This window comes from Nonomuraea sp. NPDC003804 (genome assembly GCF_040610675.1).
Classification (GTDB): domain Bacteria; phylum Actinomycetota; class Actinomycetes; order Streptosporangiales; family Streptosporangiaceae; genus Nonomuraea.
On the sequence record NZ_JBEXMT010000024.1, the window covers coordinates 130,150 to 142,909 of the forward strand.

The window sequence follows — 12,760 nt, forward strand, 5'->3', positions numbered from 1 at the left end:
GCCGGCTCGAGGGTTCCCTGGAGCCGGCGGCGCGGGTCAGGCGGCCTGGGTGGGGCCTGAGCTGCCCTGACTGGCGTGCCAGAGCCGGCGGGGCGGGGTGACGACGCCGGGGGTGGGGCCGATGTCGGAGTACGGCGAGATGCGGTAGCCGTTGGCGTACTCGATGGTGCGCCCGCCGACGTGCTCCGTGCCGGGGCGCTGCCTGTCGAGGAGCGCTCGGACCGCCTCCAGGCCGCCGGTGCGCCATGCGGCGTCCAGGTCCACGAGGTTCCAGCAGTCGACGGCCCGCATGGAGATCGCGCGGGTACCCGTGCGGCGGATCACTCCTCTGGCGACCATCAGCCACGCCCCGAACACCGTCGAAGCGCACCTGCCCTGCACCGACTCGAAGAAGGTCAGGTCGACGGGACCCGTGGAGTCGTCGAGGGTGGTGAAGATGACCCGCTGCCCCGAGCGCACCGCAGGGGTCTGCGTGGCCACCTTGACCCCGGACACCAAAACCTCGGCGCCGTTGCGCTGGGCGAGCAGGTCCTTGGAGCGCACCACTCCGATGGCGTCGAGCAGTTCGTCGTGGAAGCTCATCACGTGGCGGCTGATGTCGATGCCGAGGATCTCCAGCTCCGCCTCGACCATCTCGGTCTCGGTCATCTCCGGGAGTTCGCCGGGCTGGATGTGCTCGGCGAACCCCAGGGGCAGCTGTACGGCCAGCGGCTCCCCCGCCCGGGGCCGCCCCTCGGCCACCGCCCCGTCCAGCAGGGGGCCGTTCTTCGGGGAGTCCTCGGCCGGGGTGGGTCTGGTCGTGCCGGCCCTTGGCGAGGGCCTTCCCCTGTGGCGTGACGGTCTTCCCTGCCGCGCCGCCGAGGGCGACGTCGCCCAGCTTCCATCGGTTCCTGCCCGCCCCGAGAAACCCGAGCCCGAGAAGCCCGAGCCCGAGAAGCCCGAGTCCGGGGAGCCCGGGAAGCCTGAGCCCGAGCCTGCCGAGCGGCCGGAACCCGAGAAGCCCGAGCCCGGGGAAGGTGTGTAGCCCTTGGGCGGCCGGGGACTCGCCTTGACGCCCGAGACCGAGGCCCGCTCCAGCACCCCCGCCTGGGCGATCAGGTCACGTCTCGTCAGCTCCCCCGGCCGCCAGCGCGGGCCGCCCGGCCGTAGCGAGTGGAGGGCGTCGAACCCGCCCACCTGGACGATCCGTTCGACGACGGGACGCGAGGGCCTGGCCCTGTCCCAGAAGTCGGCGAGCGAGGTGTAGGGCTGCCCGGCCACCATCCGGTCGACCTCCGCCTCGCTCACCCCTCTGACCGCCGAGAACGGCACGCGCAGGCCGTACCCGCGACCGAGCTGGTCGGGCCGGAAGTCACGCACCCGCCGCCGGTAGCCGGCCGCACCACCAAGCTCGCCACCAAGCGCGCCGTCCAGCGCGCCATCCAGAAAACCGCCCGAAACGCCGCCCGAAACTCCGCCTGAAACTCCGCCCGAAACTCCGCCTGAAACGCCGTCCCGCGCCTCGTCCCGCGCGCCCTCCAGGGCGGCGGGCCGGACGCTGACGCGCAGCGGCGGGGGGCCGACGCGTTCGACGGTCCAGTGCTTGGCCGACTTGTTGACGTCGAGGGGAAGGATCGTCACCCCGCACTGCCTGGCCTCGTCGATGATCACCCGCTGCGGGTACATGCCGGGCTCGTGGGTGAGCACCCCCGCGAAGAAGGCCGCCGCGTGGTGCCGTTTGAGCCAGGCCGACTGGTAGGTGGGCAGCGCGAACGCGGCCGCGTGCGCCTTGCAGAAGCCGAAGGCGCCGAAGGCGTCGAGCACCTGCCAGGCCCGTTCCACCGTCGCCCGGTCGTAGCCGGGCAGCACGCTGGCGAGGAACCACCGCCGTGCCGCCTCGCGCAGGACGGGGTCGCCGAGGCTGCGCCGTACCTTCTCCGCCTCGGACAGGCCCGCGCCGGTCATCACGTCGATGATCTTCAGGACCTGTTCGTGGAAGACGACGACCCCGTTGGTCTCGGCGAGAGCCTCGCGCAGGCGGGGATGCGGGTAGGTGGCGGCCCGCCAGCCGTGCCGGGACTCCAGGTAGGGCGTGACCATGTCGGAGTTGACGGGGCCGGGCCGGAACAGCGAGATGTCGACGATCAGGTCGTTCATCGTGCGCGGTTCCAGCTTGGCGACCAGCTCGCGCTGCCCGGGCGACTCGATCTGGAAGCAGCCGAGCGTACGGCTGGCGCAGATCATGTCGTAGGTCGGCTCGTCGTCCTGCGGCACGGCGTCGAGTTCGATGTCCACGTCGTCGACCCGCTTGATCTCGGTCAGCGTGTAGGCCATCGCCGACTGCATCCGCACGCCGAGCACGTCGAGCTTGAGCAGCCCCGCCTCCTCCACGTCGTCCTTGTCGAACTGCGACATCGGGAAGTCGAGCGCGCTGCGCTCCACGGGGGTGCGGTCACGCAGGCCGGCGTTGCCGACCAGCACCCCGCACGGGTGCAGCGCGATGTGCCTGGGCAGCCCGTCGAGCTTCTCCGCCAGCTCGAACACCCTGCCGAGCCCGGCCTCGTCGAGCCTGCTCTCGCGCAGCTCCGGCAGGTCCTTCAGCGAGGCGGTGATCTGGCGGGCGCGGATGTGCGGGAACGCCTTGGCGATGGCGTCGACCTCGTGCGGCGGCAGGCCCATCGCGCCGCCCACGTCGCGCAGGGCGCTGCGGGCCCGGTAGGTCTCCATCATGGACACGCAGGCCACGCGCGCCTCGCCGTACATGTCGTAGATCGCCTTGTAGCAGTCGAGGCGGCGGGCGGACTCCACGTCGACGTCGATGTCGGGCAGGCCGACGCGGCCCTCCGACAGGAAGCGCTCCATGAGCAGGCCGTGGTGGAGCGGGTTCACCTCGCCGATGCCGATGAGGTAGTTGACCAGGCTGCCCGCGCCGGAGCCGCGGATGGCGCAGCGGATGCCCATGTGCCTGATCCGGTCGGTGATGCCGACGACCGCCATGAAGTATCCGGACAGCCGCTTCTTCTCGATGATGGCCAGCTCGGCCTCGAGGCGGTCGCGGGCCTGCCTCGAGCCGCGCAGGCCCCGGTCGTCGAGCCCGTCCTCGCAGCGATGGCGCAGCAGGGGGACCGGGTCCCTGCCGATCTCGGGCAGGTGCAGGTCGGGCGGGTCGCTGCGGAGGGCGAGCAGCCGCCTGGGGTCGATCACGCACGCCTCGGCGAGCGCGCGCGTGGTGTGCAGGAGCCGGTTGGCGCGCGACTGGTCGCCGCCGCAGATCTTGTGGGCGACCCTGCGCATCTCGTCGCCGCTCTTGAGGTAGGCGTGGGAGGTGCTCCGCTCCAGGTGCCGGGGGTGGAGGGGGACGAGCTGGCGCGCCGCGTCGAGCACGTCGCCCACCTGGTGGTCGGCGGGGTCGAGATACCTGACCGCGTTCGTGAGAACGGCTGGCACGCCGAACTCCTCGGCGAGGGAGAGCATGCGGACGGCGGTGGTGGCGTCGCGGTAGCCGTACTGGTCGACCAGCTCGATCACCACGCCGCGCACCTGGGAGCGCCAGAGGCCCAGCAGCGCCCTGGCCTGCTCGTCGCGTCGGGCGGCCACCGCGCGGCCCACGTCGGATCTCGGGCCGAGCAGCACGACGAGGCCGTCGTCGGGACCGAACGCCCCGCCCCGCTCCCTACCGCCCTGACGCCTCGCCGGTGCGGGCGACAGCCCGGCGGCCGGCTGCCCGGCGCCAGGGAGGGTGCCGGTGCCAGGGGTGGTGCCGGTGCCAGGGGTGGTGCCGGTGCCAGGGGTGGTGCCGGCGCCCGCGGCCCAGGCGGCGACCAGGTCGCGGGTCACCCTCGGCTCGCCCCGCTCGCCTGCGTGGTGGGCGGCGGTGACCAGGCGGCACAGCCGGGACCACCCGCCGGAGCGGGCCAGGACGGTGACCCTGTCCTCGGCGTCGGGCCCGATCCGCGGGCGCGCCTCCCGCGGACCGGAGGCGGAACGGCCGTCGCCCGGCCCGCGGCTCCCTGAACGCGAGGCGGGCTGGTAGGCGCCGGGCAGCGGCCCGGAGGCGGCGCGGTCGCGCGGCGGGACGGGGTCGAACGCCTGCCCTCCGGCCGCGCCGGGCGAGACGTCGAGGGAGAAGTCGACGCCGAACACCGGCGAGATCCTGGCGTCCATGCAGGCCTGGGCGTGCTTGAGCGCCCCGTAGAGCCCGTCGCGGTCGGTCAGCGCGAGGATGTCCATCCCGTGCTCGGCCGCCCGTCGCACCAGGGCCTGGGGGAAGGCGGTGCCGTACCGCATCGAGTAGGCGGAGCTCACGTGCAGGTGCGGGAAGGAAAGCATCAGTCCCACGCCCTCAGCAGCAGCCAGCCTCCGCTGGCGGTGTCGAAACGCAGCTCGTAGGAGCCGCGCTCACGCCCGGGGCTGGCCTCGACCCGCCAGAACTGGCGCTCGCCGGGGTCGGCCTCGCCGGTCTTCCACCATTCACGGGCCACCACCCACTGGTCGAGGACGCGACGGACGAGGTAGAGCCGATCGCGCCAGACGAACTGGGTCGGCTGGCCCTCCCTGGTCCACACCTCTATCGGATCGCCGTAGAGTCTGCTCAAGACGCTTCTTCTCCCCGTGGCTCTGGGTCTGCTGCTGAGCCACCCGGGGGAAGTCGGGCGCTATATCGAGCATATGTTCGATGTCATGGGAGTGCAAGCCGCGTGAGCGGGTTGGCGCCGATCGAGTTCCTGATGCTGAAGGCGACGCTGCCGGCCCGGTAGCGGTCGTCCGACAGTTCCACCGGGCGCCCCTCCTGGGTGGTGGTGATCCGGCGCTGGCGCAGCAGCGGGCTGCCGCGCCGCACGCCGAGCAGGCGGGCGTCCTCGGTGCCCGCGGCGATCGCGTCGATGAGGTGCTCGCCGTAGGCGAAGACCAGGCCGACCCTGTCGTACAGCGCCTGCGTGACCGACTCGCAGTCGCTCGGCAGCCCCTCGACGGCGGAGGCGATCCACGAGGCGTAGACGGTCCGCTCCAGCAGGACGGGCTCGCCCTCCAGGGTGCGCAGCCTGAGCACCTCGAGCACCTCGGCGCTGCCGAGCCTGACCGACTCTGCCGACGCCGCCCTGCGCCGGCGCTGGGCGAGCACCTGGCCGCCCACCGCGTGCCCCTTGGACCTGGCCCACTGGGCGAAGCTGTGCAACTCGGCGAAGCTCTGGCTGCGCTCGCCGCCGAGCACGATGCGTCGCGCCCCCTGCCGCGAGCCGATCAGACCCTCGGCGGCGAGGATCGCCACGGCCTGCCGTACGGTGCCCCTGGCGGCCGAATAGCGCGCAGCGAGCTCGGCCTCCGAGGGCAGCTGGGACCCTACCAGGTGAACACCGGCCAGGATCTCGTCACGCAGCTCAGCGGCGATCTGTTCATAGCGCGCGGCCATTCACGACCCCTCCTGTTCATGAAATAGCAACGCTTATGCGACTAACTGGGTCTGGCCTTGTTTGTACAAGTTCCCCTACCTTTTAGCCACACCCCAGAGAGTGGAGGCGACGTGTCCGCACCTCGCATCGCAGGCTTGATCGCAGCTCTAACGGTAGTGACAGCGGCGTGCGGCGCCGCTCCGACCACCCAGCCGCAGACGACGACGGGTGGGGTGAACGCCGCGACGGCGACCTCTGCCGCCGACTTCGGCGGTCTCGACAAGCTTGTCGAGGCGGCCAAGAAGGAGGGCAACCTGCACGTCATCGCCCTGCCGCCCGATTGGGCCAACTACGGCGAGATCATCAGGAAATTTCAGGAAAAGTACGGCATCAAGATCGAGAGCGAGAACCCCGACGCCTCCAGCGCCGACGAGATCAACGCGGTGAAGACCCGCAAGGGTCAGGACCGCGCGCCCGACGTGCTGGACCTCGGCCAGTCCTTCGGCTTCAGCGGCGCCAAGGAGGGCCTGTTCGCGCCCTACAAGGTGCAGAGCTGGGACAAGATCCCCGAAGGCCAGAAGGAGCCGAACGGCCTGTGGGTCAACGACTACGGCGGCTTCGTCTCGATCGGCTGTGACGCCAAGAAGATCACCACGTGCCCCAAGACGTACGCCGATCTCCTCAAGCCCGAGTACAAGGGCAAGGTCGCGCTGAACGGCAACCCGAACAAGTCGGGCTCGGCCTTCGCCGGCGTCTGGGCGGCCTCGCTGGCCAACGGCGGCTCGCTCGACGACATCGGCCCCGGCGTGCAGTTCTTCAAGAAGCTGAAGGACGTCGGCAACTACAACCCGGTCGAGTCCACGCCCGCCACGGTCGAGAAGGGCGAGACGCCCATCAGCATCGACTGGGACTACCTGAACGCCGGATACCGGGAGCAGTTCCTGCCGAAGGGTCTCGACTTCCAGGTGGCGGTGCCGTCCGACGGCATCTACGCGCAGTACTACGTGCAGGCCGTCAACAAGGACGCCCCGCACCCGGCCGCCGCGCGGCTGTGGATGGAGTTCCTCTACAGCCCCGAGGGCCAGAACCTGTGGCTCAAGGGCGGCGCCCGTCCCGTGCTGATGCCCGTGATGACCGCCGACGGCACCATCGACAAGGCACTGGCCGAGAAGCTGCCGCCGGTCCAGGGTGAGCCGAAGTTCCCGACCGAGGCCCAGGTCAACAAGGCCAAGGAGGACCTGGCCAAGACCTGGGACGCGGCTGTGGCCGGCTGATGGCGCGCGTTCTCGGCGCGCTGCCGTTGCTGGCGTTCGTCGCGCTCGCCTTCGGGATCCCCGCCATCGCGATGGTGGCGGGGGCCTTCACCGTCGAGGGCGCGCCGGGGCTCGGCAACCTGGCGCTCACCACGCAGGGCGGCTACCTGCTCGCGCTCGGCAACAGCGTGAAGCTGTCGGCGGTGGTGGCGGTGCTGGGCGCGGTGCTCGGCACCTTTCTCGCCCAGGCCGTGGTCACCTCCCGGTCACGGGCGCTGCGCGAGGCCGTGCTGACCGCCTCCGGTGTGCTGGCCAACTTCGGCGGCGTGCCGCTGGCCTTCTTCTGGGTGGCCACGCTCGGCAACGCGGGCGTGATCAGCGGGCTGTTCGGCCTGCCGTCCGGCACGCTGTTCACCTTCTGGGGCCTGGTGCTGGTCTACCTGTACTTCTCCGTGCCGCTCATGGTGCTGGTCATCGCGCCCGCGCTGGACGGCCTGCGCCCGCAGTGGCGCGAGGCCGCCGCCAACAACGGCGCCACGTCCTGGCAGTACTGGCGGTACGTGGCCCTGCCGGTGCTGACCCCCGGCCTGCTCGGCGGCGTGGTGCTGCTGTTCGGGTCGGCGTTCGCCGCCTACGCCACCGCCTCGGCGATGGGCGCGGGCACCGTGTTGCCGCTGGTCACCCTGAAGATCGCCGCGGCTCTCTCCGGTGACGTGCAGACCGGCTTCGAGAACGTCGGCCTGGCGCTCAGCCTCGACATGGTCCTGGTCGCGGCGCTGGTCATGGCGGTCTACCTGCCGCTGCAGAGAAGGAGTACCCGATGGCTCCAGTGAGGTGGACGCCGTGACCGCGCTCGCGCCCGTCGCGCCGGTCCCCGAGAGCGCGCCCGCCGCCTCCCGCCGCCGGGACCGTCCCCGTCTGTGGCGGGGGGTCGTCCTCGCGCTGGCCGCCCTGTACTTCCTCGTCCCGCTCGCCGCGTCGTTCTGGTACACGGTCCACAACCAGAGCACCGGCCTCTCGTTGTCCCCCTACGCGGAGCTGTGGACGGCCGAGGGCTTCCTGACGAGCCTGCTGCTGTCCCTCGTGCTCGCCCTGGCCACCATCGTGCTGGTGCTGCTGCTGACGCTCCCCGCCATGATCACGGTACGGCTGGCAGCCCCCCGGCTGCGCCCGGTCATGGAGGTGATCTGCACGCTGCCGCTGGTCGTGCCGCCGATCACGCTCGTGGCAGGGGTCAGCAGGTCCCTCCAGGTCGGCGGCGACGTGCTGGCGCCCACGCCGTTCTGGGGCACGCTGATCGCGATCCAGAACCAGGACTTCCCGCTGGTGCTGGTGTTCGTCTACGTCGTCCTCGTCCTGCCGTTCGTCTACCGCTCCCTCGACGCGGGGCTGCGCACGATGGACGTGCGGACGCTGGTCGAGGCGGCCCGCAACCTGGGGGCGTCGTGGCCGCACGTGATGTTCCGGGTGATCGTCCCCAACCTGCGCTCGGCGCTGGCCAGCGCCTCGTTCCTCACGCTCGCCCTGGTCCTCGGCGAGTACACGGTGGCCAGCATCCTCGGCTACCAGCCGTTCGCCGTCTGGATCGTCACGATCTCGGGCTCCAAGGGCCAGCTGTCCGTCGCCGCCTCGGTGCTCAGCCTCCTGCTCACCTGGCTGCTGCTGCTCACTATCTCGGGAGGAAGCCGTGACCGCTCGGCTTGAGTTCCAGGGCCTGCGCCGGGTCTTCGGCAAGACGGTCGCCCTCGACGGTCTCGACCTCACCATCGAGCCGGGCGAGCTGGTCGCCCTGCTCGGCCCGTCGGGCTGCGGCAAGACGACCGCGCTGCGTTGCGTGGCCGGGTTCGAGCATCCGGACGCGGGCGCGGTGCTGGTGGACGGCAAGGACATCACCGGCGTGCCGGCCAACAAGCGCGACGCGGGCATGGTGTTCCAGTCCTACTCGCTGTTCCCCAACCTGAACGTGGCCGAGAACGTCGCCTTCGGCCTGCGGGTCCGCAAGACGCCGCAGGCGGCGCGCCGGCAGCGCGCGCTGGAGCTGCTGGAGCTGGTCGGCCTGCCCTCGCACGCCGACCGCTACCCGCACCAGCTGTCCGGCGGCCAGCAGCAGCGGGTCGCCCTCGCCCGCGCGCTGGCGCTGTCGCCGCGTCTGCTGCTGCTCGACGAGCCGCTGTCGGCGCTGGACGCCAAGGTCCGCGTCGCCCTCAGGGAGGAGATCCGCCGCCTGCAGCTCGACCTGGGCATCACCACGATCTTCGTGACGCACGACCAGGAGGAGGCGCTGTCGATCGCCGATCGCGTCGCCGTGCTCAGGAGCGGGCGCCTGGAGCAGTGCGGCTCGCCCGCGGAGGTCTACGACCGGCCGGCCACGCCGTTCGTGGCCGAGTTCGTCGGCACCATGAACCACCTGCCGGGACGCGTCTCGGGCGACAGGGTGACGGTGTTCGGCCAGCTCCTGCCGATCGCGGCAGGCGCGGATGGCACCGACGTGGACGTCCTCATCAGGCCCGAGGCGGTGCTCGTCACCCCCTCCGAGGAGGGGCGGGCCGAGGTGGTCGCCGCCTCCTTCCGCGGCGCGTCCGTCAGGCTGCGGCTGTCCGTGGAGGGCGGCGAGGTCCTCGCCGACGTCCCCGGGCACGAGGCGGCACGGCTGGCGCCGGGCACGCGCGTGACCGTCCGCCTGGTCGAGCGGCCCGTCCTGCTGGCGCCGCGCAGCACCGCCACACCGACTCCGACCTCTGCGAAGGATCCCGCGGGTGCCGTCTGACTCCACGCCGCGCGCGCCCCTTCCCTACGAAGCCGTCCTGTTCGACATGGACGGCACGCTCGTCGACACCGAGGGCCTGTGGTGGGAGGCCACGGTCGACGTCGCCGCCTCGCTGGGGCGCGTCCTGGGCCCCGCGGACACGCCGTACGTCCACGGCCGCACGGTCGAGGACACGGCCGCGCACCTGGCGCCTGCGGCCGACCAGGAAACGGTCGACGCGGTCGCCGAGCGGCTGACCGAGTCGTTCGCCGACCGCATCAGGCGGGGGGTGCGGGTCATCCCCGGCGCCGCCGAGCTCCTGCGGGCACTCGCCACCGAGGCCGTCCCCACGGCGCTGGTCAGCGCCTCCCCGCGGTCGATCGTGGAGCTGGTGCTGCCGTCGCTCGGCCACAGGTTCGCGGTCGTGGTCGCCGCCGGGGAGACCGCGCGCGGCAAGCCGCACCCCGACCCGTACCTGGAGGCGGCCCGCCTCCTGGCGGCCGACCCGCGCCGCTGCGTCGCCGTGGAGGACAGCCCGACGGGGATCGCCGCCGCCACCGCCGCGGGTTGCCGGGTCCTGGTCGTCTCGCCTTCCGCGGGACTGCCCGATCTGCGCGTGATGTCGCTAAGCTGACCGCTCGTGAACCAGATCGGACGCTACAGGCTGTTGAACGTGCTCGGCAGGGGCGGCATGGGCACGGTCCACCTGGCCGAGGATTCTGCGGGGCAGCGCGTCGCGATCAAGGTGATCAATCCGGAGCTCAGCCAGCACGAGCAGTTCAGGATGCGCTTCCGCCGGGAGGCCGACGCGGCGCTCAGGGTGCGCAGGTTCTGCACGGCCGCGGTGCTGGAGGCGGCGCTCGACGGCGACCAGCTCTACGTGGTGACCGAGTACGTGCCCGGGCCGAACCTGGAGGAGGCGGTCGGGCAGTCGGGCCCGCTGCGCGGTTCGAGCCTCGACGCGCTGGCGGTGAGCGTGGCGACCGCGCTCATCGCCATCCACGCGGCGGGCGTCGTGCACCGCGACCTCAAGCCGTCCAACGTGCTGCTGTCGCCCGTCGGCCCGCGCGTGATCGACTTCGGCATCGCCAGGGCGCTCGACGAGATCGGCGGCGTGACCGGCACCGGCGAGCTGATCGGCACACCCCGCTACATGGCGCCCGAGGTGCTGCGCGGCGAACCCGTCTCGCCGGCGTGCGACGTTTTCTCGTGGGGCTGCCTGATGGCGTTCGCGGCCACGGGACGCGCGCCGTTCCCCGGCGAGACGCTGCCCGCGATCATCTACCAGGTGCTCAACACCGAGCCCGCCCTCGACGGGCTCGAGCCCGGCCTGCGTGAGCTGGTGGTGGCCGCCCTGGTGAAGGATCCGGCGGCCCGCCCGACGGCGCAGCAGATCCTCGACCACCTGATCGGCCGCCAGGCGGCCCCCGAGCAGGTCGTGCAGACCGTGCGGGTGGCCTGGCAGGAGGGCGGCACCGCCGTCCACCTCCCTCCTCGGGCCGGCGCGAAGAAGGCCAGGGTCCTGGCGGGGGTCGCCGTCGCGGCGGTGGCGCTGGTGGCGGCGGCGGGGGTGGGCGTGTGGACGATGCTGCCCGGCGGCCCGCCGGAGCTGCCCATGCTCTTCTCCGACGACTTCACCTCGACCTCGAGCGGCTGGAACGGCACCTACGACAGCGAGGCCGACAACAGCCAGGGCTACATCACCTCCGACTTCACCTACGGTCTCGACGCCGGCGAGTACAACGAGGAGCGCTGGGCGACGGCTCCGGTGCCGTTCGCCACCGAGAAGCCCGCCTCCCCCGAGCCCTCGGCCTCGCCCACGCCGATGATGCCCTCCACGCTGGTCGTCGGGGTGACGGCCAAGGCCAGGTCCGGCGCCGGCGAGTTCGGCCTGTGGTGCAGGGGCCAGGGCGACGGCGACGGCACCTACTACGAGTTCACCCTCGACACCTCGGGCAACGCCAGGATCCGGCGCATCGTCGACTCGGCGGGCGGCAACATGGCCGCCCCGGTCAAGCTCGACGGGTTCAACCCGAGGGACAAGAACCACATCCAGGTCGCCTGCGAGGACGAAGGCGGCGCCACGCGGCTGTCCATGTGGGTCAACGGTGAGCGGGTCCACCAGGTCGACGACCCGGCCGGCCTGCCGACCGGCGACATCGGCCTGTTCGCCCGCGTGCCGAAGGGCAGCGACAACCCGCTCAAGATGGTCTACGACGACTTCGAGATGCACGGCCTCAAGCAGCAGCCCTAGACCCCCCGATCTCCTGGAACACGCGCTGGAGGCCTGCCGGGGCGCGCTGGTGGCGGTCTCGCACGACAGGACCCTGCACGAAGGTTACGGCGGCGCCAGGTGGAGACTGGAGCCATGCATGCCATTGTGATCAACGCCCAGGGCGGCCCCGAGGTCCTCCAGTACGCCGAACACCCCGACCCCTCACCCGGCCCCGGCGAGGTGCTGATCGACGTCGCCGCGAGCGGCGTCAACTTCATCGACGTCTACCACCGCACCGGCACCTACCCCCTTGACCTGCCGTCGCCGATCGGCTCGGAGGGGGCGGGCACCGTCGCCGCCGTCGGCGAAGGGGTGGACGACGTCGCCGTCGGCGACACCGTCGCGTGGGTGAACGTGCTGGGCAGCTACGCCGAGAAGGCCGTGGTGCCGGCCTCCAGGGTGGTGCCCGTGCCCGACGGCGTGCCGGCCGAGCTGGCGGCGGCCTCGCTGCTGCAGGGCCTGACCGCGCACTTCCTGACGCACTCGGTGCACGAGGTGAAGCCGGGTGACGTCATCCTCGTGCACGCGGCGGCCGGCGGCATGGGGCAGCTGCTGACCCAGCTCGGCAAGCTGAAGGGCGCCACGGTGCTCGCCACCGTCTCCTCCGACGCCAAGGAGAAGCTGGCCAGGGAGGCCGGCGCCGACGAGGTGTTCCGCTACGACGGCTTCGCCGACGCCGTACGCGCGGCCGTGCCGCGCGGCGTGGACGTCGTCTACGACGGGGTGGGCGCCACCACCTTCGACGGCGGCCTGGCCGCGCTGCGCCCGCGCGGCCTCATGGTGCTGTACGGCGGGGCCAGCGGCCCGGTGCCGCCGATGGACCCGCAGGCGCTCAACAGGAACGGCTCGCTGTACCTGACCAGGCCGTCGCTCGTCCACTTCATCGCCGAGCGGGACGAGCTGCTGTGGCGGGCGGCCGACCTGTTCGGCTGGCTGGCGGCGGGCGAGCTGAGGATCAACGTCTCCGAGCGCTACCCGCTGGCCGAGGCGGCGCGGGCGCACGAGGACCTGCAGGCCCGCCGTACGACGGGCAAGCTGCTGCTGATCCCCTGATCGCGTGATCGCCTGAGCCGTGATCGCCTGGCAGGGCCGCCGGCCGGGCGGTCCTGCGCCGGCG

At 72.1% G+C, this 12,760-nt stretch carries 10 protein-coding genes; 7 read left to right on the plus strand and 3 right to left on the minus strand.

Going from position 1 to position 12,760, the window contains the following annotated elements; all coding sequences use genetic code 11:
• Nucleotides 1–36: 36 nt before the first annotated feature.
• From dnaE to ABZX22_RS30115, 3 genes are all read right to left on the minus strand, one after another.
• On the minus strand, nucleotides 37–4,308 hold the full coding sequence (dnaE, locus tag ABZX22_RS30105) for a DNA polymerase III subunit alpha (RefSeq protein ID WP_354915201.1): 4,272 nt from the start codon (nucleotides 4,306–4,308) through the stop codon (nucleotides 37–39).
• Nucleotides 4,308–4,574 carry a DUF6504 family protein gene (locus ABZX22_RS30110; protein WP_354915111.1) on the minus strand — a complete coding sequence of 89 codons (267 nt, stop codon included), beginning with the start codon at nucleotides 4,572–4,574 and terminating at the stop codon, nucleotides 4,308–4,310. The genes dnaE and ABZX22_RS30110 overlap by 1 nt, the downstream gene beginning before the upstream one ends.
• A gap of 83 nt (nucleotides 4,575–4,657) precedes the next feature.
• Nucleotides 4,658–5,389: a GntR family transcriptional regulator gene (locus ABZX22_RS30115; RefSeq protein ID WP_354915114.1), complete on the minus strand. Its 732-nt coding sequence runs from the start codon at nucleotides 5,387–5,389 to the stop codon at nucleotides 4,658–4,660.
• A gap of 135 nt (nucleotides 5,390–5,524) precedes the next feature.
• Between ABZX22_RS30115 and ABZX22_RS30120 the strand changes: the two genes are divergently transcribed.
• The 7 genes from ABZX22_RS30120 to ABZX22_RS30150 all read left to right on the plus strand — a co-directional run bounded on the left by ABZX22_RS30120 (nucleotide 5,525) and on the right by ABZX22_RS30150 (nucleotide 12,696).
• Nucleotides 5,525–6,643: an extracellular solute-binding protein gene (locus ABZX22_RS30120; protein ID WP_354915117.1), complete on the plus strand. Its 1,119-nt coding sequence runs from the start codon at nucleotides 5,525–5,527 to the stop codon at nucleotides 6,641–6,643.
• Nucleotides 6,643–7,455, plus strand: a complete 813-nt coding sequence (locus ABZX22_RS30125) for an ABC transporter permease subunit (protein ID WP_354915120.1) — start codon at nucleotides 6,643–6,645, stop codon at nucleotides 7,453–7,455. The genes ABZX22_RS30120 and ABZX22_RS30125 overlap by 1 nt, the downstream gene beginning before the upstream one ends.
• A 10-nt stretch (nucleotides 7,456–7,465) precedes the next feature.
• Nucleotides 7,466–8,326, plus strand: coding sequence for an ABC transporter permease subunit (locus tag ABZX22_RS30130; protein WP_354915123.1), 861 nt, complete (start codon nucleotides 7,466–7,468; stop codon nucleotides 8,324–8,326).
• Nucleotides 8,310–9,389: an ABC transporter ATP-binding protein gene (locus ABZX22_RS30135; RefSeq protein WP_354915126.1), complete on the plus strand. Its 1,080-nt coding sequence runs from the start codon at nucleotides 8,310–8,312 to the stop codon at nucleotides 9,387–9,389. The genes ABZX22_RS30130 and ABZX22_RS30135 overlap by 17 nt, the downstream gene beginning before the upstream one ends.
• Nucleotides 9,379–10,002 carry an HAD family phosphatase gene (locus ABZX22_RS30140; RefSeq protein WP_354915129.1) on the plus strand — a complete coding sequence of 208 codons (624 nt, stop codon included), beginning with the start codon at nucleotides 9,379–9,381 and terminating at the stop codon, nucleotides 10,000–10,002. Before ABZX22_RS30135 ends, ABZX22_RS30140 begins: the two co-directional genes overlap by 11 nt.
• 6 nt (nucleotides 10,003–10,008) lie before the next feature.
• Nucleotides 10,009–11,622: a serine/threonine-protein kinase gene (locus tag ABZX22_RS30145; RefSeq protein WP_354915132.1), complete on the plus strand. Its 1,614-nt coding sequence runs from the start codon at nucleotides 10,009–10,011 to the stop codon at nucleotides 11,620–11,622.
• Nucleotides 11,623–11,736: 114 nt separating this feature from the next.
• A complete protein-coding gene (locus ABZX22_RS30150) occupies nucleotides 11,737–12,696 on the plus strand; it encodes a quinone oxidoreductase (RefSeq protein WP_354915135.1) in 960 nt (319 codons plus the stop codon).
• Nucleotides 12,697–12,760: the final 64 nt, after the last annotated feature.